At 33.2% G+C, this 23,791-nt stretch carries 30 protein-coding genes and 1 tRNA gene; 5 read left to right on the top strand and 26 right to left on the bottom strand.

Annotation, left to right across the window (positions count from 1 at the left end; genetic code table 11):
• Nucleotides 1-8 precede the first annotated feature (8 nt).
• The 4 genes from SLW70_RS04135 to SLW70_RS04120 form a co-directional block, all read right to left on the bottom strand.
• Nucleotides 9-257: a hypothetical protein gene (locus SLW70_RS04135; protein ID WP_320890750.1), complete on the bottom strand. Its 249-nt coding sequence runs from the start codon at nt 255-257 to the stop codon at nt 9-11.
• Nucleotides 258-329: 72 nt separating this feature from the next.
• Nucleotides 330-1,208 carry a DUF3871 family protein gene (locus tag SLW70_RS04130; RefSeq protein ID WP_320890749.1) on the bottom strand — a complete coding sequence of 293 codons (879 nt, stop codon included), beginning with the start codon at nt 1,206-1,208 and terminating at the stop codon, nt 330-332.
• A gap of 79 nt (nt 1,209-1,287) precedes the next feature.
• The gene (locus tag SLW70_RS04125) at nt 1,288-2,181 is read right to left on the bottom strand and encodes an AAA family ATPase (RefSeq protein ID WP_320890747.1); all 894 of its coding nucleotides are present in this window, start codon (nt 2,179-2,181) and stop codon (nt 1,288-1,290) included.
• Between the two features lie 107 nt (nt 2,182-2,288).
• Complete coding sequence (locus tag SLW70_RS04120; protein WP_320890746.1) at nt 2,289-2,633, bottom strand: hypothetical protein; 345 nt, start codon at nt 2,631-2,633, stop codon at nt 2,289-2,291.
• Between the two features lie 50 nt (nt 2,634-2,683).
• On the opposite strand from SLW70_RS04120, the gene SLW70_RS04115 reads away from it, so the two are divergent.
• Nucleotides 2,684-2,872, top strand: a complete 189-nt coding sequence (locus SLW70_RS04115) for a hypothetical protein (RefSeq protein WP_320890745.1) — start codon at nt 2,684-2,686, stop codon at nt 2,870-2,872.
• A 7-nt stretch (nt 2,873-2,879) separates the two neighbouring features.
• Here SLW70_RS04115 and SLW70_RS04110 read toward each other — a convergent pair whose 3' ends face one another.
• The 5 genes from SLW70_RS04110 to SLW70_RS04090 form a co-directional block, all read right to left on the bottom strand.
• Nucleotides 2,880-3,215, bottom strand: coding sequence for a hypothetical protein (locus tag SLW70_RS04110; RefSeq protein ID WP_320890744.1), 336 nt, complete (start codon nt 3,213-3,215; stop codon nt 2,880-2,882).
• A gap of 118 nt (nt 3,216-3,333) precedes the next feature.
• Nucleotides 3,334-3,651, bottom strand: coding sequence for a hypothetical protein (locus tag SLW70_RS04105; RefSeq protein ID WP_320890743.1), 318 nt, complete (start codon nt 3,649-3,651; stop codon nt 3,334-3,336).
• A 112-nt stretch (nt 3,652-3,763) separates the two neighbouring features.
• Nucleotides 3,764-5,005, bottom strand: coding sequence for a hypothetical protein (locus tag SLW70_RS04100; RefSeq protein WP_320890742.1), 1,242 nt, complete (start codon nt 5,003-5,005; stop codon nt 3,764-3,766).
• 66 nt (nt 5,006-5,071) lie between these two features.
• Nucleotides 5,072-5,281 (bottom strand): hypothetical protein, encoded by a 210-nt coding sequence (locus SLW70_RS04095; RefSeq protein WP_320890740.1) that lies wholly within the window; start codon nt 5,279-5,281, stop codon nt 5,072-5,074.
• 30 nt (nt 5,282-5,311) lie between these two features.
• The gene (locus tag SLW70_RS04090) at nt 5,312-5,626 is read right to left on the bottom strand and encodes a hypothetical protein (protein WP_320890739.1); all 315 of its coding nucleotides are present in this window, start codon (nt 5,624-5,626) and stop codon (nt 5,312-5,314) included.
• A gap of 204 nt (nt 5,627-5,830) precedes the next feature.
• On the opposite strand from SLW70_RS04090, the gene SLW70_RS04085 reads away from it, so the two are divergent.
• On the top strand, nt 5,831-6,001 hold the full coding sequence (locus SLW70_RS04085; RefSeq protein WP_320890737.1) for a helix-turn-helix transcriptional regulator: 171 nt from the start codon (nt 5,831-5,833) through the stop codon (nt 5,999-6,001).
• A 77-nt stretch (nt 6,002-6,078) separates the two neighbouring features.
• Here SLW70_RS04085 and SLW70_RS04080 read toward each other — a convergent pair whose 3' ends face one another.
• The 5 genes from SLW70_RS04080 to rseP form a co-directional block, all read right to left on the bottom strand.
• Nucleotides 6,079-6,489: a hypothetical protein gene (locus SLW70_RS04080; protein WP_320890736.1), complete on the bottom strand. Its 411-nt coding sequence runs from the start codon at nt 6,487-6,489 to the stop codon at nt 6,079-6,081.
• A gap of 201 nt (nt 6,490-6,690) precedes the next feature.
• The gene (locus SLW70_RS04075) at nt 6,691-6,873 is read right to left on the bottom strand and encodes a hypothetical protein (RefSeq protein WP_320890735.1); all 183 of its coding nucleotides are present in this window, start codon (nt 6,871-6,873) and stop codon (nt 6,691-6,693) included.
• A 205-nt stretch (nt 6,874-7,078) separates the two neighbouring features.
• On the bottom strand, nt 7,079-8,293 hold the full coding sequence (locus tag SLW70_RS04070) for a site-specific integrase (RefSeq protein ID WP_320890734.1): 1,215 nt from the start codon (nt 8,291-8,293) through the stop codon (nt 7,079-7,081).
• 224 nt (nt 8,294-8,517) lie between these two features.
• Nucleotides 8,518-8,591, bottom strand: a tRNA-Asn gene (locus SLW70_RS04065).
• Nucleotides 8,592-8,725: 134 nt separating this feature from the next.
• On the bottom strand, nt 8,726-10,069 hold the full coding sequence (gene rseP / locus SLW70_RS04060) for an RIP metalloprotease RseP (RefSeq protein WP_320890732.1): 1,344 nt from the start codon (nt 10,067-10,069) through the stop codon (nt 8,726-8,728).
• A gap of 245 nt (nt 10,070-10,314) precedes the next feature.
• On the opposite strand from rseP, the gene SLW70_RS04055 reads away from it, so the two are divergent.
• Nucleotides 10,315-11,355 (top strand): Gfo/Idh/MocA family oxidoreductase, encoded by a 1,041-nt coding sequence (locus tag SLW70_RS04055; RefSeq protein ID WP_320890731.1) that lies wholly within the window; start codon nt 10,315-10,317, stop codon nt 11,353-11,355.
• A 254-nt stretch (nt 11,356-11,609) separates the two neighbouring features.
• Nucleotides 11,610-12,830: an MFS transporter gene (locus SLW70_RS04050; protein WP_320890730.1), complete on the top strand. Its 1,221-nt coding sequence runs from the start codon at nt 11,610-11,612 to the stop codon at nt 12,828-12,830.
• 398 nt (nt 12,831-13,228) lie between these two features.
• Here SLW70_RS04050 and SLW70_RS04045 read toward each other — a convergent pair whose 3' ends face one another.
• The 7 genes from SLW70_RS04045 to SLW70_RS04015 form a co-directional block, all read right to left on the bottom strand.
• Nucleotides 13,229-14,080, bottom strand: a complete 852-nt coding sequence (locus SLW70_RS04045) for a DUF3078 domain-containing protein (protein ID WP_320890729.1) — start codon at nt 14,078-14,080, stop codon at nt 13,229-13,231.
• Nucleotides 14,081-14,175: 95 nt separating this feature from the next.
• Nucleotides 14,176-14,685: a DUF2480 family protein gene (locus SLW70_RS04040; protein WP_320890727.1), complete on the bottom strand. Its 510-nt coding sequence runs from the start codon at nt 14,683-14,685 to the stop codon at nt 14,176-14,178.
• Between the two features lie 82 nt (nt 14,686-14,767).
• A complete protein-coding gene (locus SLW70_RS04035; protein WP_320890725.1) occupies nt 14,768-15,091 on the bottom strand; it encodes a DUF59 domain-containing protein in 324 nt (107 codons plus the stop codon).
• A 71-nt stretch (nt 15,092-15,162) separates the two neighbouring features.
• On the bottom strand, nt 15,163-15,576 hold the full coding sequence (locus SLW70_RS04030; protein WP_320890724.1) for a GxxExxY protein: 414 nt from the start codon (nt 15,574-15,576) through the stop codon (nt 15,163-15,165).
• A gap of 95 nt (nt 15,577-15,671) precedes the next feature.
• A complete protein-coding gene (locus SLW70_RS04025; RefSeq protein WP_320890723.1) occupies nt 15,672-16,091 on the bottom strand; it encodes a SufE family protein in 420 nt (139 codons plus the stop codon).
• Nucleotides 16,081-16,524 carry a hypothetical protein gene (locus tag SLW70_RS04020; protein WP_320890722.1) on the bottom strand — a complete coding sequence of 148 codons (444 nt, stop codon included), beginning with the start codon at nt 16,522-16,524 and terminating at the stop codon, nt 16,081-16,083. The genes SLW70_RS04025 and SLW70_RS04020 overlap by 11 nt, the downstream gene beginning before the upstream one ends.
• A gap of 11 nt (nt 16,525-16,535) precedes the next feature.
• Complete coding sequence (locus SLW70_RS04015; protein WP_320890721.1) at nt 16,536-17,750, bottom strand: cysteine desulfurase; 1,215 nt, start codon at nt 17,748-17,750, stop codon at nt 16,536-16,538.
• 182 nt (nt 17,751-17,932) lie between these two features.
• Here SLW70_RS04015 and SLW70_RS04010 point away from each other — a divergent pair, with 182 nt between their 5' ends.
• Nucleotides 17,933-19,276 carry a serine hydrolase gene (locus tag SLW70_RS04010; RefSeq protein WP_320890720.1) on the top strand — a complete coding sequence of 448 codons (1,344 nt, stop codon included), beginning with the start codon at nt 17,933-17,935 and terminating at the stop codon, nt 19,274-19,276.
• Between the two features lie 53 nt (nt 19,277-19,329).
• On the opposite strand, the gene SLW70_RS04005 is transcribed toward SLW70_RS04010, so the two are convergent.
• From SLW70_RS04005 to hemE, 5 genes are all read right to left on the bottom strand, one after another.
• On the bottom strand, nt 19,330-19,725 hold the full coding sequence (locus SLW70_RS04005) for a c-type cytochrome (protein WP_320890719.1): 396 nt from the start codon (nt 19,723-19,725) through the stop codon (nt 19,330-19,332).
• Between the two features lie 68 nt (nt 19,726-19,793).
• On the bottom strand, nt 19,794-20,804 hold the full coding sequence (gene hemB, locus SLW70_RS04000) for a porphobilinogen synthase (protein ID WP_320890718.1): 1,011 nt from the start codon (nt 20,802-20,804) through the stop codon (nt 19,794-19,796).
• Nucleotides 20,805-20,902: 98 nt separating this feature from the next.
• On the bottom strand, nt 20,903-21,361 hold the full coding sequence (gene tnpA / locus SLW70_RS03995; RefSeq protein WP_320890717.1) for an IS200/IS605 family transposase: 459 nt from the start codon (nt 21,359-21,361) through the stop codon (nt 20,903-20,905).
• A 294-nt stretch (nt 21,362-21,655) separates the two neighbouring features.
• Nucleotides 21,656-22,603 (bottom strand): oxygen-dependent coproporphyrinogen oxidase, encoded by a 948-nt coding sequence (gene hemF, locus SLW70_RS03990; RefSeq protein WP_320890716.1) that lies wholly within the window; start codon nt 22,601-22,603, stop codon nt 21,656-21,658.
• Between the two features lie 120 nt (nt 22,604-22,723).
• The gene (hemE, locus tag SLW70_RS03985; RefSeq protein ID WP_320891746.1) at nt 22,724-23,749 is read right to left on the bottom strand and encodes a uroporphyrinogen decarboxylase; all 1,026 of its coding nucleotides are present in this window, start codon (nt 23,747-23,749) and stop codon (nt 22,724-22,726) included.
• Nucleotides 23,750-23,791 lie beyond the last annotated feature (42 nt).

The raw sequence follows: 23,791 nt of genomic DNA, 5'->3' as shown, positions 1-23,791 counted from the left end.
TTGCCTATTTATACTAGAATATCAAAATGATAATAATAGTAGGCTTCATTACTAATTATATAAACGGTTTTTAACTCAATTGTGACTTTGATTTCATCTACAAAAACGAATTGTCCTGTTTTGAGTGTACCAATATCTTGTAGAACCAGTACTTCAAATGGACAAAACAGTTTTATTAAAGTGTTTTTCCACGTAATAACATAGATTTCTAGAGGAGAACTGTATTTTAACAGCTCAGCCAACTCTTTTTTTGTCATTTTTTGTCTAAATTTTTATTTTTTTAAAAGGACAAATTCTAAATAAATCTCAATATAAAAGCTATGGTGATACTAACGAAGGAACCAGTTGTCCGCGTCATTTTTAATGAAATTTGCGAGGTAATTGATAAACTCGTATGCATTTACATTTTTTTCAAAATTCGTATCAATATAACTGCTTTTATTAGCCTCTGTAAATAAATTATATAATCTCCAAAAGTCAATAGTTCCATTTTCAAATCTCGCAAAGTTGGGGTCAATATGATAATCCTTTATAATTGAGTTGATTTGATTGTCATTAATGTTTAAATGGAAGAGGTTGCTTTTAGCCTCTTTATCTAAGAAAGAGTATAGTTTCATTTTTCCAATAAGGTGGGCGAATTCAGTTTCATTAATAGAGAGGCTACTCATTTCGTTCATCTGTTGCAGATGTTTCTTTTTATCATAACTGTTTATTAGCTCATAGACTTTAGCTTTTAATTCTAAAACTGAAGACACACGAATATCTTGTTTTAGACCATCTGTGGAAATACATAGGTTCGTGCAAACAGTATTCTGAAAACCTATGAAAACTTTAAATTTCTCTATGGATTTTTTGCTAAAAAGATTTTCCTGATTGTAGGATCGAACTCCACCTATAGTTAAGTTGAGTTGGTTGCCATTTATCATTTCGCTTATTTCAGGTATTTCAATTACAAAAGCCATACGTTCGTAATACAATGTCTTTTCGTGCTCTAAGAGCTCTTTTGCAGGCTTTCCAACGGCAGAAGGAATTCTACCTTTAATTTGATGGCTTACCCTTATTTCGGGCTTTAAAACACCTTTATAGTCTAAAATTTCTTCGACAACTTCTTTTGCACTTTGAATAAATTCATAGTGGCTAATAGTTGATTCGTTATCTTTAGCAAATACTGGAATAATGCATTCGGATTTGAGATGATCTAAATCCACTTCTGTAGTATTTGCGTCAATAAAGTTCCTCTTTGGAAATACTATGATTTCTCCCTCATCAATTACTTGATGGATTGGATTATTTAATACTAAATTCATTTTCTTGTGTATTAGGTTGTTGGATAATTTGTTCGTTTGGGATTATTTGATTGGCTGGATTATCGATTGTTTCTTTTCTTGCAACAATTAAGGGATACAATTCTTTACTCAAATGAGGGTATTGATTATAAATTAATTTTAAATTATCAGACGTTTCACAATTCTCTATTTCAGCTTTAATCTTGTCTAATGAAATCCCTTGATTACACCAGTCTATCAATTTTTTACCTGTTGATGAATTAATAATGAATTCAGGTTTACCAGAGAAAAGTTCTGTTCTATCTTTTGATGCCTGTACTAAATGTTTATCGTTTAGAAATTCAAAATTTACGGTAAGTTCGTACTCAAAGCCTTCTCTTGTTATAGCTTTCGTTCCAAGTTTCATAACTTTAGTTTTGCCGTTTCCGTCCTTGTCTAAGCTATAATCAACTTTACTTCTTGAAGTGGTAATTAAATGGCACTTTGAAAGGATAATTGCATCAATGAAAGTGTTGTGCCTAGGTGTTACCTTAGCCCAATCTTGGAATCGTCCACCTAATTGTTCGTGAATCTCCAAACAACCGCCTTTTCCTTGCCATTCGTGACTTATCGAGTCGATAATGATTAATTCGATATCTGAATTTTCACAAAGCTTAATAGCTTCTAAATAGCGTTCGGGAGAAAATGGTTCATCTAGTGATAATACATTGAACTCTCCAAGATGCGAGTAAAGACTTGCTGATTTATTTTCTGTATCTATTAAGGCAATTTTATTCCAATCATTTGTAATTCCATACGCCAATAATAAGGCTGAATAGGTTTTACCAAATCCACTAGGACCAGATAATCCAATTCTTAATTTTACTTGATGTCTTTGTGCTTTTTGTAATTGCATAATTTTACTTTTTAAATTTTAATTAGGTATTTTTTAAATTCTTTGGATAAAAAAAAAGGAACCTCATTGCTGAAGTTCCTTAATATATTATCTGTTTTTGAGCTGTTTTAGTACACCTCTTCTGGTTTAATTACGTTATCATTAATGATAGCGTCTTCATCGGATAAATACTCATAACGATGATTCATCTCAACAATCTCGCCTGTTGCACGATCAGTGTATTCGTAAGTTTCAACTTCTACTTTTCTAACTTGTCCAGAAAGTTGTGTGCCAATTAATGACTTACATGTAGTTTCGTTAAATGTACACGCAAGATTTGTGGTTTTTGCAGTAAGATAAGTTCTTCCACTTTCTTTACTCTTAACAGCTTCAACTCCACCTTGAACAACAAGTGAATAAAATTTTTCTCCATTTTCTTTTTGGAATTCCTTGTAATCTACAATTGTAACCATGGTTTTAATAATTTAATAAGATTGAACAAATGATTTAAATTAGCAATATTTTGGAAGAGGTTTATTTTAAATTCCAAATATCACTGGGCGGGTATATCCCAAAATTTGAAAAAAGTGGGGATGATGTTTTTGTTGATAAGCGTATTCGACAAAAAAAAAAATTTTTAAAAATTTTTAAAAATAAAAAAAGGCTCAACTTTATAGTGTTGAACCTTTTAGTAGTAGAGTGTATTGATTAAGGAAATCTTAAAATGGCATCGTTTCGATGTAAATAGAATTCTCAGATTCTCTTACTCTTAAACTCAGTCTTGAATGCTTGTGTACACTATCGTATAAATTATAATGTCTTGTATCTTTTTCATCCTCCCAATCTGGTATTTCAATTTTAAAATTCATTGGCTCAACTGAATTAGACTTAGCGGTAATCAGCATCTTTTCAAAAAAAATATAGAATTTACTTTTATCTGTAGCATCCGTAATAACTATTTCGGATTGTAAATAGGGCTTGAAAAGCTTTGCATCGAAAGTTAAGCAAGATTCAATGAGTTTGTTTAGGATGATTTCTTTGGTGTATCCATCCATTGATAGGTGCCTATTGTTTCGTGAACTAATATATGTGTTTAAAGTTAAAGGTCAGAATTTTGTTTTTTTAGGGAAAGGGGATAAAGTACTTTATTTTTTAGTGAAGTTGATTTGCGTATTAACAAAATATATAACTCTTAAAATCCAAGCTGTAGTTCTTGCATTTAGGACAGTAGTTATTTACCTGATTCAACTTCAAATCAAAATTTTGAAAAATTAATTTTTGTTCATTATCTCCTTTTAACTGTTCATCGCAATAGAAAATGTAATTTTGATTATCTTTCTCTAAAAAGTAATTTACACTTTTTAATTCTTCCGTAGTTTTATCATACACTGGTACGGGATTATTTGTTTGGAAATCGAATTTTCCTCCTCCATATTTAAAACTTGTTTTGTATTTGCAAATTTTACAGTTTGCTTTTAGTATTTCTGCCATAATATCGATTCTTTTTTGATTTAGTCATGTTAAATTGAAATTTATCAAGTGCAGAACCTTATTTAAATTCAGATAAATACTTAATTCTAGTTGCAGATATTGACAGTAGTTTTTATGCCTCAGGAATAGTATATTCAAATAATTTCTCAATATAATTCTTTTCATCTTTTTCAAAAGATTCTAGGAAAGATCCTTTATTAACTTTTAAGTATTTTGAATTGTACGGTAAACTTATGTCGTTAAAATTACCTGTTTTATGTCCACAGAGTATATTATTAATACAAGAAGCACATTTTTTTGGATTTCTAATATTAATATCGAATTCTAAATTTTTATTTCTTAAAAAAGATTTTATTTTCAGATATATTTTATTCAAATTGATTTGATGCTCCTCATTTTTATAGAATATTTTAAAGCTACATTTAGTTATATTTCTTTTATTTTCTTCTATTTCGTACTTCCAATAAATTAATATACCATAATCAATTTCATAATCGGCTATTCCATAAACATAAGATAATAGCTGGTTTATATGATTATCATATCCTATTTGTTTTTCTCTTTCATTTCTATTTTTTTTGTGTACATCACCATAGTACTCTGTATTTCGGTAATTAATAAATTGTTTTGGTATGTAATGATATTTTTCTTCAATAACAAAGATTTTGTTTGTAGTTCTATCGCGCAATATAAAATCTGGTTGACCAATAAAGTTTCCTCTTGAACTTTTAAAATATTTAACTTTGTCATTTGGTGAATGACCACTATAAAGTATATCACAATTTTTTAATATATCACTTAACGTTTTAAAGCTCTCATCATAGTATATTTTTTCGATACTATTTACTTGTTCTTTTTTAGATTTATTAAAAATCATTGAATTGATAAAACTTGTTTCGTGTAATTCTAAACCGATTTTTGCTGAAGCTAAAGTTTTATATTTAATTGATCTAGAAATTGCAAAACTAACTGGACAGTATGTGAAATTTGCAATATCTGATGCTGAAATATAAATTGAGTTTGTTTCAATAATATCATATAATTCATTTTTTTTTATCATTATTTCAAGCTTTAGATAGTCGAAAATAGAAAAAGATTCAGCTTCAAAAAATTCACCATTGTCTTTGTATATAATACTTAAAATTGCATTCTTAGGAATTACTCTTTCCACATTGTTATATAGTATCATTAAATATTCACAATTAGCTAAATCTTTAAATTTTTTATAAGATTTTAGTAATTGATTAAAATATTCCATCATAAATTTATCCGTATTAGACTTTAAAATTTGATTAAAATTTAATTGGTCTAAAAGGGAATTAATAAATACTTTCTGATTAGATGTGAAATTCATATTAGTTTCCTGCTATTTTTTAATATCATCTCTAGATTACAATTTGCATAAATTGATTATCCCATATTATTTATTTTTACTAAACAAAAAAATTATTAACCCAATTACACCGATTATAATTGCAAATTTTATTACGATTGATGCTAATTCGCCAATTGCATATAGTTGAAGAGTAATTGCACCAAAAAAACCTTCGCCAACTATAAGACCTTTCAGCCCCCATAGAATCACAAAAAACAAAACGATTCCAATAATATTTTTTACATCGTCACTCATAACCTTTAGAATAAATTTATATGTATCTGTTTATAAGTGTATAATATGAGTTAGCACATATAATACAAACAGCACTATCGCAATTTTAATTATGGTCTGACCCCAATCAACTTCTTCTTTAACAACTTTAGATATATGAATAACTTCATATTGGTTATCATCAACTAAATCACTAAGTTCATCGTCCATCATTAAATCTTCATTTAATTGACTGATATATTTAGTTGCCTGATGCCTCCATTGAAAACCTACATTTAAAGTTGAATAATCGTAGTTATCTTGAATAACATATTGTATTTCAGACTCATTACAATTAATTGGTCTGAAATCACTTATTTTTTTCATTGCATATTTTTTAAATTCCTACTCATAAAGCTTTTCAGTTACACCCAGTTTTTTTTATTGGTTTCTGGACACAATTTTATTAATTCAAAAGTAGGCAAATTTGCCTATCTATAAAATAACTTATTCAACGAATTTTATTTCGTGGATAATCATGACAGAAATACTATTTTAATAAACTTTGGAAAAAATCTCCGTTTAACCAGATTGGCTAAGGGTTTTACTCAAGAACAATTGGCTAATGAACTAGGTATTGAGATTTCTCAAATTAGTAGAATTGAAAGAGGTGTGATTAACACCTCTATTACAACCCTTTATTCTATTTCTAAAGTTTTAAATATTGATATTTCTGAACTCTTTGTTTGTGATGGAAACTAACTAGTGAGAAATCTATTCAAATTTAATTTATTGAATTTGATTTGTTTTACGGTTTACCACAATCAAATATCTTTTATTTACAATCGTTTAAAATATTTTAATTCGTCATCATTGTATTGATTTACCACTACCAATTCATCTTTTGTTAAAGTAACAATTTTTTCAGACCCAGTTAAGACTTCTGTTTTTGGATTATAGTATTTAATGTAATCTCCATCAACTTTATAAATATAATTTTGTACATCTCCATTTTCAGTAATTATACAGGCGTTATTCTGAAATTCATAATTCAAATCACTAATTGGGTCTGCTCCGGTATCAGTATATGTTACTCCGTTTTCAACTCTTTTGTAATTATGCCATTTTCCAATAATGGTAGTCGTCTGTTTTGAATCATCTTGATTGTCCGAACTACAACTTGTAGTTAATGAGAGCGCTCCAATAAATAGTAATACTAAGGTTTTTTTGAATTTAACTGTTTGTTTCATTTTATGGTTTTTTATTTCTTACTCATAAGGCTTTTCAGGTTCGCCCCGTTTTTTTTATTGGTAGCTGAACTCCAATTTTTAATAACTGCTAATTTTATTACAAGAATAAAATGTATTATTGCAGTGTATCTTCGATTTTAGTTATAACATTTCCAGTATAGGTATAAGTGGCTACGAAACCTGAATCGTTACTTTCGCTTATTATTTTTTACCATCGTATTTGTAGGTAAGTGTTGAAATATCATTTACTCTATAGTTTTTAATTATTTTTTTAACCAAGATAATATTAGATGATTGAGTTTCTTTTTCACTTTCGCTATCAGAACTACATGATATTATAGCACCAATTATTGAGAATGCAAGAATTATTTTTTTTGTTTTCATTTATTTTAGTTTTTTTTTTAATTTATATAATAATTTCTATTTGCCATAAACAAACCTAAATCAAAATTTTACATTCTTTTTACGGTTACCCGTAAGTCCAATTTTTTATTTTACTGTATAGTCGTTGTCATTTGCTTATTCATTTGAAAACCACGTCTATTCTTACAAATAAACAGCTATTATATGCATATCACAATACCCACTTTTAGTGATATTCTGTAATTTTTAACTTTAATTTATTCATCTCCTCGCTAACTTTCTTTTGAACCACCTTACCATAGCTTTCCTGTGTTATTGTCATATTAGAGTGACCCAATAGTTCTGATACTATTTCCATAGGCACATCATTATATAATAGAACTGTTGATGCAAAAGTTTTTCTAGCAATGTGATGGGTTAATCGTTTATTGATTCCTGAAATATCAGCAATCTCTTTGAGGTAGGAATTGAATTTCTGATTGCTAATAGTTGGAAATATGCGATTATTATCAGAAGTGTATTTTTCTATGATTTCCTGCGCTTTAGGTAGTATAGGAATAGAGATTTGACCTTGTGTTTTCTCACGCATCATCTGAATCCAATTCATTCCATCAAATCCTATTTGAATATGTTGTTTTCTTAGGTTAGCCATTTCATTATATGCTAAACCTGTGTAGCAACAGAAAATAAATAGATCTTGCACAAAACTCAATCTTTTTTGACTCATAATAGCTTCTTCAAAGGTTTTCAGTTCCGCTGTAGATAGAAATATAACTGTTTTACGGACTGTTTTGGGCTTATGTAATATAAAGGGGTCTCTATCTAAATAACCTTCTGAAATCGCTTGTTTAATGGGCGTTCTAAACCTTTGAATAGTTTTATTGATGGTAATTTGACTTTGTTTCTTTTCAGTCTTTAAATAGTACTCAAAATCATCCAAAAACTGCAAACCCAATTCATCTAGTGGAAAGTCAGTTTTTCTAAATTTCCATTTCAAAAATGCTTCAAGATGATTTCCAACATATACAAATTTGTTATAGGTACTATCTTTAAGTTCTAGTCCTACTAATTTTTTTATTTTCAATAAATACTGTTTGTAATAGTAGAGTATGTTTTCTTTTTTCTTGATTTCTTTACCAAGGTATTTATCAAGAATGTCTTGAATTGTAAATACGTTGTCTTCTAATTTTAAAACTCCATAAGCATTATTAATTTTTGATTTTATATTATCAAGTAAGGAATTGTAAAGTGATGCTGTTTTATGAGTCTTTAAAACAAATTGTTTTTTGGAATTCCAATATATACTTTCAATATGGATGCCTGTACTAAATTGTTTTCTAATTCCATTTAAAGTAATTCTACAATATAATGGAGATTGGTTTTTCTTATTAGTTCTATTTTTTGCTTGAACAAATAAAATGTTGAAGTTTTCTGTTGTCATAACTTTTGAGTTTAAGTCAGACATACAATTTGGAGGTATAAAAAAGTGTAACCTTTTGAAAAAATAGATGTTACCTAATGTGTTACCTTTTTCTCAAAATAAGCTGTCAAAGTTGTCAAAACAGAAATACCATTTTTCTATTAAGAATCTTTGTAAAGTGTCGATTTCGTTGACTTATAGCCAAAAAAAAAGACCTTACAAATGTAAGATCTTTTCTAATGTAGCTCCCCCTCTTGGGCTCGAACCAAGGACCCTCTGATTAACAGTCAGATGCTCTAACCAACTGAGCTAAGGAGGAAACTTTATAATTTAAATGCGTACAGGTATGTTTGTGTGCTTAATTTGAACGTTGTGTTTGTTTGTTTAAGCGGTTGCAAAGATAGGGCTAAATTTGATATCTGCAAGCGTTTTTTAAATTTTTTTTCATTTTTTTTATCTCCCAATTATTGCCTTGTAAATATCGTTTCCGTTAGCAAATAGTAAGAGTGATATAAGTAAAACAAAACCAACCATTTGTGCATTCTCTAGGAATTTGTCCGACGGTTTTTTGCCACTTAGCATTTCGTATAATAAAAATAATACATGTCCACCATCAAGAGCCGGAATAGGCAATAAGTTCATTACACCAAGCATAATCGATAACAAAGCCGTGATTGTCCAAAACACTTCCCAGCTCCAAGTACTTGGAAAAATATCAAATATGGCTTTAAATCCTCCTACTTGTTTGTAAGCGCCTGTATCAGGATTGAAAATCATTTGCAATTGTTTTCCGTAACCTACCAACTGGTCTTTTCCTTTTTGGATTCCCACTGGAATAGATTCTAAGAAACCGTATTCTTGTTTGCTTACTTTATAGTAGCCTAATTTCTCTAATGAGTCCATTCCTAAACCTCCCACTTGCACACCAATTTTTCCTTCGGCACTGATTTTTAAAGGAACTGGAACTTCTTTTTGGTCACGCAAAACGGTTGCTGTAATGGTTTTGTTTTTATTGTTGTCCAAAATCGTTTTGGCCTCATCAAAATACTTCACTTTTTGACCGTTCAAAGTCAATATCAAATCTTTAGGTTGCAAAGCGGTATTCTCTGATTCTGGAGCTACAGCACCAATTACAAAGGGCATACGAATTGACACTAAAGAACCTTTTTCTACTTTGGATAATTGGTCAATAAAGTCATTTGGCATCGTGATGGTTTGTTCAGCGCCGTTTCTCTCGATAAGCACTTTTTTACCCATGATGATTTTCATGTTGATTTCGTTGTCAAACTTGGTAATTTTCTCCCCATCGACAGCCAAAATATTATCTCCTGTTTGGAAACCTGCTTTTTGCAAAACGGGATTTTCAATCAACAGACCATCTTTTAAATCAGACATCGCTACATAAGTATCTCCATACGTAAACGCCATTCCGATATAAATAATAAAAGCCAAGATAAAGTTTACCGTTACCCCTCCTAACATGATAATCAAACGTTGCCAAGCTGGCTTAGAGCGAAATTCCCAAGGTTGTGGCGGCAAAGCCATTTGCTCCTTGTCCATACTCTCGTCAATCATCCCAGAGATTTTCACATAACCTCCTAGTGGCAACCAACCGATTCCGTATTCTGTTCCTCCGATTGTTTTCTTTAAAAGTGAAAATTTAACGTCAAAAAACAAATAGAATTTTTCGACTCTGGTTTTAAATAATTTAGCGGGAATAAAATGCCCTAGTTCGTGAAGAATAATAAGTAATGACAAGCTCAATAAAAACTGAGACAACTTGATAAATAAATCCATTTTTAAATTTTAATTCTTTTTTTGACTCACAAAAGTAAGCTATTCTATTTTATTTCTTTTGCAATAATACACTATAACCTTTTAAATGTTTGTTAATTAATGAAGAAATCAAGTCTGTTTTTCGTTTATCCCCACTAAATTTGTTTTTATCAAAAGAGAATGGCATTCTATAAGATATTATAGTTCCAAAAAAGACTAATTTTCAGCTTAACAATTCTAAACTAACTTTCGAAACTAAAAATACCATGCAAAAAATCAAAACAGCACTACTCTCTTACGGCATGTCGGGCAAGGTGTTTCATGCTCCTTTTATAAACTTACATCCTGGATTTGAACTTTTGGGTTCTTGGGAACGCAGTTCTAAATTAATCCAAGCCGATTATCCCGAAGTAAAAAGCTATCCGAGTCTTGAAAGCGTTCTTGGAAGTGATGCCGACTTGGTTATCGTCAACACGCCCACCGCTACTCATTATGAGTTTGCCAAAAAAGTATTGCTCGCAGGCAAACATGCTATTGTCGAAAAAGCGTTTACCACCACCGTTGCCGAAGCCGAAGAATTAAAGGCTTTGGCAGAAGAAAATGGACTAAAATTAGCTGTTTTCCAAAACCGTAGATGGGACAGCGATTTTAAAACTGTAAAAAAAATACTGGACGAAGGAAGCCTTGGTGAAATCGTAGAAGCCGAATTCCACTTTGACCGCTACAATCCAAATTTAAGTCCAAAACAACACAAAGAAGTCATAAGTTCTGGTTCTGGAATTTTGAAAGACCTAGGTCCACATTTGATTGATCAAGCGCTATGTTTGTTTGGATTACCAAAAGCGGTCTATGCTAACATTCGCATCACCAGAGAGCATTCGCTTGTTGATGATTGGATGGATGTGACGTTGCAATACCCAAATCTAACGGTTAGATTAAAAGCAGGTGTATTCAACCGCGAACCTATTCCTTCTTTTATTCTACACGGTAAGACAGGGTCGTTCTTAAAAACGCGTGGCGATGTTCAAGAAGACCTTTTGAAACTGGATTACAAACCTAATTTAGATGATTGGGGAACAGAAGCGAGTGGAAACGAAGGTTTACTACATACTGAAATTGATGGTGAAATTATTCGAAAAAAAATACCAACGCTTCAAGGGAACTACTACGATTATTTTGACGGTATGTACCAAGCCATCACCCAAAACACCATCGAACCCGTAACCGCACAAGAAGGAATCCAAGTCATGCAAATCATCGAAGCTGCCATTCAAAGTCAGGCAGAAAAGATAATCGTGTCATTGTAAAATAATGTCTTTGGAATAAAATGATACTGTGTAAAGACGCACTGTAGTGCGTCTCTACAATAAACCCAAAATCCGCATTAGGATTGTATTGATTTTTTTCACGCAGATTTGGCAGATTTACGCAGATTTTAACTAGAGCCGCACTGCAGTGCGGCTCTACAATAAATCAAACCTTTTGATTTTGTTTACACTAAATGTAACTTCTCTAGGAAATAGATTTTGTATTTTTGCATCTTCATTTAAAAAACAAAAAATTGATTTTTTTCAATATCACTAGCCCATTTAAGGCCAAAGGAGAATACAAAAAGAGCTTCAAAAATGCTAAAGCTTCTTATCTCAACCGCGTGCGCTTTGCGATTTCGATGTATTATTTTGGAAAAGGACTTTGTTTTTCTTCTTTTGCCAGTCGAATTCCCGACCTTAAAACAGCACTTAACCTTAGTGATGCTGCTTTAGGAACTATTTTATTTGCCGTACCACTTGGTCAGTTGGCAATAATGGGTTTTTCAGGGAAAATTGTCACCCGTTTTGGGAGTAATTTAGTTTTACTAATCACTACTTTTTTATACGTATTTAGTCTCTCCAATATAGGTTTGTCAACGCAAGCTTGGCATTTAGGATTGGCGTTATTTGCCTTTGGAATTTTTGCTAATATTACCAACATTGCGGTAAATACTCAAGGTGTTTATGCCGAAAAGTTATTCAAACGCACCATCATGTCTTCGTTTCATGGGATGTGGAGTTTTGCAGGTTTTATTGGTGCTTTAATTGGCTTAGGAATGTTGGCCTTAAAATTGACCCCTTACCAACATTTTCTAATCATTTTACTTGTTGTTACCACGCTGATTGGTTTCAACTATAAGTACCTCATTCGCGCTAAAGAAGTCCTTAAAGACGGAAAGAAAAAGTTTTTCTCAAAACCCGACAAAAACTTATTAATGCTTGGGGTGATTGGCTTTTGTTGTATGGCAAGCGAAGGCGTAATGTTTGATTGGAGTGGCGTTTATTTTAAAGATATTGTCAAAGCCCCTGGTCCTTTGGTCATTATAGGATATACTTCATTCATGATAATGATGGCTACAGGACGATTTTTGGGAGATAAAATCATCCTGAAATATGGTCGAAAATTAATTCTTCAAATTAGTGGTGTTTTGATTTCTACTGGATTATTTACAGCGGTTTTATTTCCGTATATTATCCCTTGTGCTTTTGCATTTATGCTTGTTGGTATTGGTGTAGCTACGGTTGTTCCAACTCTTTTTAGCATTGCTGGCAAAAACCCTAATTTACCTCCTAGTGAGTCTATTACTATTGTTTCGAGTGTGAGTTTCTTAGGATTTTTAATGGGACCACCAATCATTGGTTATATCGCTGAGGCTTTTGGTCTTCGATTTTCGTTTGCTTTTATTGGGGTATTTGGGGTATTAATATCCTTTATGGTAAGCAAAATAAAATTAATACAAGAAGCTACTTAAAGTTAAGGTATACCTATTTTTAGGAGCAGGACAGTTGTCCCTTTCAAGAACGTCTCCTCCTGCTGTCCGCTGTATCTCTTGCTTTTCGCCACGGCGAATGCAAGAGGATGCCGCTTCCATCAGGGCTATGAATAACGATTTATTTTCATAAGTAAAACAGGTATTAAATCTAATACCATTTAAGATTAGGAACCCCATTGTTGATTGTAATACAGGTCTGGGTGAGGGATAACAATGAAAACCCCACAGCCCGACGAAGGAGGTGCGAGGAGTTGTAATGAATAGCCCGACCGTAGCTTTTGCGGAGGGCACCCCAAAAATAAAAATTGTGTTAGATAAAACTAAAAATCCCTTTTGAAACGAATTCAAAAGGGATTTCTATATTGTGTCGATAAGTTTTAGAATCCATAATTAGCTCCTAAGCCAAAAACTTCTCTTACCTGTACTCCTTGTATTGAATTATCGTCATATATCGCTTGAACTGCAATATTAGCAGTTAGGTATTTATTGATTTTCATCACCACATTCAATTGATAATCAACGTCAACATTTTGTGGGTCTTCCAGATAATTAGAGTATAAATTCAGTCGGTTCTCAAAGGTTACATTGGTCATCAAATTAAATTTATAGTAAGCAGAGATACTGGCACCAAATTCAAATCTAGAGGTATCACCTTGCTTTACACCAAAGGACGGACCTAGTTCGGTAAAATGATTGTCAACTAGAATTAATTTACCTGTTGCTGGAGCAAAATTAACACTAAGATTATCATTTTTCTTCCAAAGCATTCCGGGACCAAATTGAAAATAAGCCGGGGAGAAAAAATGAGACAAACGAATCGTATTGGTTTTATCAAATCCAGTGTCCATTTGAGTTTTGAAATTAAAAAACATCGAGTAATACCATTGCCCCGAAGCTTTTTTACCCCAAAGCGAATTTAATTCCAAGCGATCATCTGTCTTGGCCATTTTTGAATCACCCTTGATTTTACTTAATCCGTATGCCATTATAAATTTGTTATCCCAAACAACAGCTTCCTTTTTATAATTAAAATCGTAATTAAGCCCAAAATTCCCTGCCACATTTGAAGTACCCCCCCCTAACCATTCTTTATTATATGAGGATTGATTAAACAACAAGGATATATTTCCTTTTTTGACCCAATGCTTTTCATCTTCTTTTGGTTTTTCCTGAGCTTGTAAGGATAAAAAGATTAAAAGCAAACTGATTGAAAATAAGATGTTTTTCATGTTTTAAAGAATTTGATTCTCGTAAATATAAAAAAAATGCTGCTTAAAAAGCAGCATAAAGCCTAAGAATTAGGCTGTTTTCTACAAAATCATTCTTACTTTTTGGGTGCTTTGAATAAAGGCACTGCAGAACAAGCTTCACCGTACATGATACTACGAGCAAAAGGCTGTAAATAATGAGCCGCTAAAACATAAGCACGCATAGGAACGGGCTTGCGCGAACATCCTTTTATAATAACTGATTTGTCTTGATAAGCGGCATAATCAATTTTAGGAAGCAACTCTTCATACAAACTAGCTTCGATATCTTCCAAAGTACCATTGATAATTTTCTTGGCAAATGGCGCCAATTGGATCGCTACCAAAATAGAAGCCCAAGCCGGAACAATTGCATCAGTACTGCAATGAATTGCAACCAACTGGTCTTGGTATTGTGACCAATCGTGATTTTTAAGCGCTTCTCTAAAGTCTTTTTCTTTTAACAAAAAACCTTCAATAAGCCATTGTGAAATATCAATTTGAGCGCGAATTCCCTTTGGATAATAATCCTCCAAATCAAAAACCTCTAATTTACTCTCGGCTACTTTATTTATTATTTCGTCCATTACTAAAGTTTCAGGTTTAAAGTTTAAAGTTTCAGGTTCCCTCGTGTAGCGAACTTGAAACTTTAAACTTTGAAACAAATTTTTACAGCATTCCCAATTCTAATTTAGCTTCTTCACTCATCAAGTCTTTGCTCCATGGTGGGTCAAAAGTGATTTCTACCTCAGCATCTCTAATATGCTCAATTTTTTTCACTTTTTCCTCTACTTCTCTTGGCAAACTCTCCGCCACAGGGCAGTTTGGAGAAGTCAATGTCATTAATATTTTCACGTCAAAATCCGTACTAACCATGACATCATAGATTAATCCTAATTCATATATATCCACAGGAATCTCAGGGTCGTAAATCGTTTTTAAAACTTTTACAATTGATTCTCCTAATTCGTTTGTGTCTATTTGTTGTTCCATTATTTTTTTGTTTTTTCAAACATATAAGTCATTTAAGTTTTACTTTTCTGACTTTATACATTTAGATTTTATTATTCTTCAATACTTCTATATAATTCATTCACTAAAGTTTTTTGACCTTCGAAATAAATATTTTTAACATTAAAATTAATTAATAATCCCATTGGAGCTTTCAATAAGTTCATATAAGTTAGTAATTGCGCTTCAAAAAGTGAACTCATTTCAGAAACTGATTTCAATTCTACTACTAATGCGTTTTCTACAAATAAATCACACCTTAACTTAGACTCTAATTCATACCCTTTATATTTTAAAGGTATTGCTAATTCGGAGACAAAATTTATTTTTCGTAATTCAAGTTCTTTTTTTAAACATTGATGATACACAGATTCCAATAGGCCTGGGCCTATACTTTTATGAACTTCTATAGCGGCTCCGTTCAACTCATAAACTAAATCTTTCAACCCACTTTTCGTTATACACATAACTAATCGTTTTTTAATCAAATAAATATAGTTTAAGTTTATTTAAGATAAAAAACTTACATGACTTATATGGTTGAAAAAAAGTTCTAAAAAAATCAAGCCTTAGCATTGAATGCTATAGCATACATCTTAATGTTTTTAATCATCGATACCAATCCATTCGCTCTTGTAGGAGACAAATGTTCTTTTAACCCTATTTCGTCAATAAAACTCATGTCAGCGTCAATGATATCAGCTGCTTTTTGATTGGAGAATACTCGGATTAAAATGGCTATGATCCCTTTGGTTAAAATCGCATCGCTATCAGCAGTGAAAACGATGGCATCTTCATTTTGCTCTCCTTTCAACCACACTTTGGATTGACAGCCTTTGATTAGATTATCTTCGGTTTTATATTCTTCTTTGATGAGGGGTAATTTTTTACCCAATTCGATGATGTATTCGTAACGCTCCATCCAGTCATCAAACATCGAAAACTCATCTACTATTTCGTCTTGTATTGCTTTAATTGTCATTGTTTTGTTTTGCAAAAGAATTTATTTTTTCTACTATTTCTTTTATTGTTTCTGGAGGAAAGCCATGGTCAAACGAAGCCGACTCATAGTTTTTCTCTTTATACCTTATATTCATATTGGCTATTGCCGCACCGTCATGAAATCGTTTTTGTGTTGGGGATTTTAAACTTTTAAGCTGTTCTAAATCTACCTTTTGAAACAGAGCCACAAAGGCTTTCCAATCCGCATCAGATATTTTTATTTTCTGAGGTTTTTCATTTCCTGAACGGTCATTGGTAATCATTGCCTCTTGATTACTAATGGTTATTTTTTGATAAAACCCTCTCGTATTGGCTACATATTCTACTATCGCTTTTTTCAAATCTTCATCTGAATGTTCGCAACAGCTCTTTGAAATAAAAAGACTGAAAAGCAATAGTGAGAGTATTTTCATGATTTATTCCTTTATGACAACATCATCTGGGCTTTCTTCACCCCTTCTACCAAACTATCTATTTCTTCTTTGGTATTATAAAAAGAGAAAGAAGCACGAATGGTTCCTGGAATATCAAAAAACTGCATTATCGGTTGTGCACAATGATGTCCGGTACGAACAGCAATCCCTAATTTATCAATAATGGAACCAATGTCATACGGATGAATCCCTGCGATATTAAATGAAATTACGGATGTTTTATTTTTGGATGTTCCATAAATACGCAATCCTTCAATTTCTAATAAACGTTTGGTAGCATATTCCAATAACTCCAATTCTTGTTTTTGAATGTTCTCAAAACCTACAGAATTCATATAATCAATTGCCGTACCTAAAACGATTCCACCGGCAATATTAGGCGTTCCCGCTTCAAACTTATGGGGCAAATCAGCATAAGTTGTTTTTTCGAAAGAGACTTCCTTAATCATCTCCCCTCCTCCTTGATAAGGCGGTAGTTTATTCAACCATGCTTCTTTTCCGTATAAAATTCCAGTTCCTGTAGGACCACACATTTTATGACCAGAGAACACATAAAAATCACAATCCAAAGCTTGAACATCAGGTTTGATATGCGGTACGGCTTGCGCGCCATCAATCAAAATAGCTGCTCCTACTTCATGCGCTTTTTCAATCATGTATTTCACAGGATTGACTGTTCCTAAAGCATTTGAAATATGATTCACGGTAACGATTTTTGTTTTATCCGATAACAATTTATCGTATTCCGCCATAATCAATTCCCCGTCTTCATTCATCGGAATGACTCTTAGAGTAGCTCCTGTTTTTTCGCAAAGCATTTGCCAAGGCACAATATTACTATGATGTTCCAATGAAGAAACGACCACCTCATCACCTGGCTTTAAAATAGAAGCAAAACCATTGGCAACCAAATTAATTCCGAAAGTGGTACCTGAAGTAAACAACACTTCATGTGCATGTTCCGCATTGATATGTGCTTTTACTTTGCCACGCGCTACTTCATAGGCATCTGTAGCCAACTGGCTTAGGGTATGTACTCCACGATGAATATTGGCATTAATTTCTTGGTAATATTGAGTTATTGCATCAATTACCACTTGTGGTTTTTGAGAGGTTGCTCCGTTATCGAAATATACTAAAGGTTTTCCGTTTACTTTTTGAGAGAGAATAGGAAAATCGGCTCTTATTTTTTGTATGTCTAACATAATTATTTAGAAAAATTCTAAATACAAAAGTACTAATTCTAAATTGTTTTAGCCACGAATTCACGAATTTTTAGGATTTGATTATAATATACTTTTTTACAACAATTAATCCTATACGATTCTCTACATATCTTCATAATTGTCGCTGAAAAATAACTAAATTGCAGCAAAACCAATTGAAAATGAAAAGAATAGTCAAATTTTCAATCTTAACAATAGCCTTTATTCTAATTTATTTTGGATGGACTACCTATCCCAAATTAGATTTAATATCTGGTTTTTCGTCCAAAAATGTTGCTTCGGCCTATTTTATTGACAATCGTTCACTAGAACAAATTGAAGCTGAAGATAATGATATTGACCTAGTAAGATTTGCAACCAATAGTATTTATGGAAAAGATCAATATTCTACAGCATCCGTTTTTGGCATAAGAAAACGAAAAACAATTTACCACGAAGGCCTTGGAGCTACTTTAATCAACGATGATTTTGATACTAACAAACCATATTTAGTTCCAAAACGATTGCCCTCAAAACCAGGTTTCTACCCCTATGGTGACCTTAAGCCCCGAGATACAGTTTTTACCAATATTAATTATCAAACATTAAATACAGCTGTCAAAAATGCCTTTGACATTGGCGACCAAAAACACAAAAGAACTCGCGCTGTTGTCGTCATTTATAAGGACAAAATTGTAGCAGAAAAATACGCTTCTGGTTTTAATGAAAAGAGCAAACTTTTAGGTTGGTCTATGACCAAAAGCGTTACGAGTGCGATTTTTGGTGTCTTGGCAAAACAAGGAAAATTTGATATCTACAAACCTGCCCCTATTCCCGAATGGCAACGAGACAGCCGAAAATACATTACAACTCACAATTTACTCCAGATGAATTCAGGCTTAGCCTGGGTCGAAAATTACAAAACCATTTGTGATGTTACTCGAATGCTTTTTCAATCCAAAGACATGGGAAAAGTACAACTGCACAAACTTGCCACTTACAACCCCAACACCCACTGGAATTATTCCTCGGGAACCACCAATTTATTAGCCAAAATTTTGCGTGGCGAATTCAAAAATCACCAAGACTATTTGGATTTTTGGTACACTAATCTCATCGACAAAATAGGCATGCACTCGATGCTGATTGAAACCGATATGACTGGAAATTATGTAGGCTCATCTTACGGATGGGCAACTGCTAGGGATTGGGGGAAATTTGGGTTACTGTATTTACATCAAGGGAATTGGAATGGCGAACAAATTCTTGATTCAACTTGGGTCGATTATTCTAAAACACCCACTGCTACTTCCAAAAACGGATATGGTGCCCATTTTTGGCTGAATGCTGGAGGTAAATTCCCAGATGTTCCTCGAGATATGTATTACTGTAGCGGGTTTCAAGGTCAAATGATTGCTATTATTCCATCAAAAGAATTGGTCATTGTTCGCTTGGGATTGAAAGGTGACGAAGGTTTTGATTTTAATTTGTTTTTGAAAGAGATTGTGGCGAGTATTAAAAAATAAAAACTCCTGATGTTTTTCAACAAAAGGAGCTTCATTTAAAAATTTTACAATATTTATCTGCTATATATATACGCCTCCAAAGCTTTTAACTCTTCGTCACTCATCGCTTTAGTAATCGCAAAATTTGCTTTCATCACTTCGTATTGACTTGGATCTACAATAGGTTCTCCTTCACCTTTTAGGAATTTGATGATGTCGCTGTTTTTATCTTTATAGATTTTGGCAATTTCTTGAACACTTGGCCCAATCAATTTGGTCTCGACTTTATGACAAGCAGTGCAATTACCTTTGCCATTGAAAATAACCTCTCCTAACTCTTCGGGTTTTTGATTAGACGCTGGCATTCCTTCTGAATCAATTGTTATTTCTTGTTTTCCAAAAGGTTCTGCTTCTTTATTTTTACAAGCAAAACTGAGAAGTACTAAACTAAGTAGGAGTATTTTTTTCATCTTATATAGTTATTATTGAGTCTCAAATTTAAGTTTTATCATCCAACTAAAGAATGATAATTGTCAGTTTATTGATTCAAAAGTATCGCTGCTTCTTTGGCAAAATAAGTCGAAATTAAACTTGCTCCTGCTCTTTTGATACACATCAATTGCTCCATCATGATTTTGTCATTATCTAGCCAACCTTTTTCGGCAGCAGCCTTAATCATTGCATATTCTCCAGAAACATGATAAACTGTTACGGGAACATTGACTGCATTTTTGACTTCACGAACGATATCTAAATAGGCAATTCCGGGTTTCACCATCACCATATCAGCGCCTTCTTCAACATCCCAAACGGCTTCTTTAATCGCTTCGATGCGATTAGCATAATCCATTTGATAGGTTTTTTTGTCTTTTGGCACTTCGACAGGCTCAGCATTAGTTGTAGTGTCTTTTGGTGCGCTATCCAACGCATCACGGAAAGGCCCATAAAACGCCGAAGCATACTTAGCCGAATAGCTCATAATCCCTACATTGTGGAAACCTGCTGCATCCAATCCTTGGCGCAAACGCAAAACACGTCCGTCCATCATATCTGAAGGAGCAACGAAATCGGCTCCTGCCTGAGCGTGAGAAACGGCCATTTTGACCAAAGCTTCTACAGTTGAATCGTTCTCGACATCGCCATTAGCAATAATACCATCGTGACCGTAAATCGAATAGGGGTCTAAAGCCACATCGGGCATGACAATCATCTCTGGACAAGCCGCTTTGATGGCGCGAATGGTTTGTTGCATTAATCCATTAGGATTCCATGCTTCAACACCTTTATTGTCTTTTAAATTATCACTAACTTTTACATAAATGTTTACCGCACGAATACCTAAAGCAAACAATTCCTTAACCTCTTCTACCGTTAAATCAATCGAACGGCGAAAAATCCCAGGCATTGATGGGATTTCGACTTTTACGTTTTCGCCTTCAGCTACAAACATAGGAAACATAAAATCGGCTGGAGATAAAGTGGTTTCTCTAACTAAACTTCTTATGGATTCGTTTACTCTTAAACGGCGACCTCTGTGTATTGGGAACATATTATATTTGTTTAAAGCTCCATAGGAGCGTTATATTTATAGTAATTTGTTATTTATATTAGATATGAACCCCGTAGGGGTGACATCTTTATATTATATTAAACATCATCAAATAGATATAGATTATTATAATCTATATCAAATGCCTTTAAAAAATCAACATATTCTTCTTTGAAAGTTTTCTTTTTATGATGTTCTTCTTGGTTTTGTATATAATTAATAACGTTTGTCAATTGAGAGTGGTTGTATGAAAAAGCACCAAAACCTGTTTGCCATTCAAATTTACCATTTATCCATTTTTTGTCATTTATAAAACGAGAAGAATTTGCTTTTATACTTCTAACTAAATCAGACAACGATTTATCTGGCTTTAATCCAATCAATATATGAACATGGTCAGGCATTCCATTAATAGCAATTAATTTTTGACCTTCATTGGTTACAATTCCTGTGATATATTTATATAATTCATCCTTCCAATTTTTAGAAATCAAATTTTGTCTGCCTTTTACGGCAAAAACAATATGAATATAAATTTGAGAATAGGTGTTTGCCATAATTTATTTCAAAATTTAAATCAAAAAATTATATGTCACCCCTATGGGGTTCTTATAAAAACATCAAATATTTGTTATAAATATACCGCTCCTACGGTTGCTATAAATATAACGCTCCTACGGAGCTCAAACAAAAAAAAACTTCCCTTTGCTATAAATATGTCGCTTCTACGAAGCTAACCAATCAACTGGATTTTCAAGCTATAAATATAACGCTCCTACGGTTGCTATAAATATAACGCTCCTACGGAGCTCAATCAAAAAAAAAATTCCCTTTCTATAAATATGTCGCTTCTACGAAGCTAACCAATCAACTGGATTTTCAAGGACTTTTATTAATTTTTCTTCTTCGCTTCCTGCCTCTGGATGATGATCGTACACCCATTGCACATGTGGTGGTAATGACATCAAGATAGATTCGATTCTGCCATTAGTTTTTAAGCCAAATAAAGTACCTTTGTCGTGTACCAAATTGAACTCAACATAACGACCGCGACGAATTTCTTGCCATGTTCTTTGTTCTGGTGTATAGGGTAATTTTTTTCTTTTTTCCACAATAGGAACATACGCTTGAAGGAAACTATTCCCAACTTCGGATACAAAGTTGAACCAGTTTTCCATGCTCATATCGTCAGTCGCTTTACAATAATCAAAAAACAAACCTCCTATTCCACGTGCTTCATTGCGATGTGCATTCCAGAAATAAGTATCACATTGCTTTTTATATTTTGGATAAAAATCCAAATTATGTTTATCACAGGCTGTTTTACAAGTTTGATGAAAATGTTTGGCATCTTCTTCAAATAGATAATAAGGCGTTAAATCTTGTCCGCCACCAAACCATTGTTGGATTACCTTTCGAGGACCTGTACTGAGCTCTGTCGAACTTGTGCTGAGCTCTGTCGAAGCATACATTTCAAAATAACGCCAATTGGCATGCACCGTAGGTACCATTGGGTTTTTAGGATGCAAAACCAAACTTAATCCGCATGCAAAAAAATCGGCTTCTCCTACGCCAAACATCTTTTGCATGGCTTCGGGTAATTTTCCATGAACCGCTGATATATTGACACCGCCTTTTTCAAAAACGTTTCCGTTCTCAATTACACGTGTTCTTCCTCCGCCACCTTCTGGTCGTTCCCAAAGATCTTCTTTAAATTTGGCTTGACCATCAACTGCTTCTAATCCTGCAACGATGGAGTCTTGAAGGTTTTGTATGTATTGGTAAAATTGTTCTTTCATTGTTGTTTATCTAATCATCAACGGATTAAAATCCGTTGCTACAATATGTGTCGTTCCTACGGAACTTATAAACTTTTGCAAGTTATATGGCGTGACTGAACACTAATTCCTGAACACTGTCTACTGCCCGTACTCCTTCACAGCATCAATAAACGCCTTAGCATGATCTACAGGAATATTTGGCAAAATACCGTGACCTAAATTCACGATGTATTTGTCTTTGCCAAATTCGTCAATCATTTCGTGAACCATTTTCTTGATTACCGGAATTGGCGATAACAATCTTGATGGATCAAAATTCCCTTGCAAAGTGATATTTCCACCTGAAAGGTATCTTGCATTTCTAGGCGAACACGTCCAATCTACTCCTAAGGCAGAAGCACGGCTTTTTCCCATTTCGTTTAAAGCGAACCAACATCCTTTTCCGAAAACAATAACTGGTGCGTCATCAGCCAAAGCTTCAACGATTTGGTTGATGTATTTCCATGAAAATTCTTGATAGTCTGTTGGTGACAACATACCTCCCCAAGAGTCAAAAATCTGAACGGCATTTACTCCTGATTTTACTTTTTCTTTTAGGTATAAAATAGTGGTGTCGGTGATTTTTTGCAAAAGTACATGGGCTGCTTCTGGATGTTGGAAACAAAATCCTTTGGCCATATCAAAACTTTTTGATCCTCTTCCTTCTACTGCATAACACATAATTGTCCACGGCGAACCTGCAAATCCAATCAAAGGCACCTCATCATTCAACATTTCCTTAGTCAATTTGATGGCATCAAAAACGTAGCCTAAAGTTTCATGAACATCAGGAACAATCACTTTTTCCACATCTTGAATCGTGCGGATAGGATTAGGCACAAACGGACCAAAATTAGGTTTCATCTCTACATCAATTCCCATGGCTTGTGGAATCACTAAGATATCCGAAAATAAAATAGCAGCATCTGGCGCAATTCTACGTATCGGTTGTACGGTAATTTCGGCAGCCAACTCTGGCGTTTGACAACGGGTGAAAAAATCATATTTATCACGCAAAGCGATAAATTCAGGTAAATACCTTCCCGCCTGACGCATCATCCATACTGGCGGACGTTGTACTGTTTCTCCTTTTAATGCTCTTAAAAATAAGTCGTTTTTTATCATTTTCATATTATTGGCTAGTAGCTTTTGGCTTTTAGCTGATGG

This window comes from Flavobacterium sp. NG2 (genome assembly GCF_034119845.1).
Classification (GTDB): domain Bacteria; phylum Bacteroidota; class Bacteroidia; order Flavobacteriales; family Flavobacteriaceae; genus Flavobacterium.
This window is presented reverse-complemented; position numbering and strand designations above follow the sequence as displayed.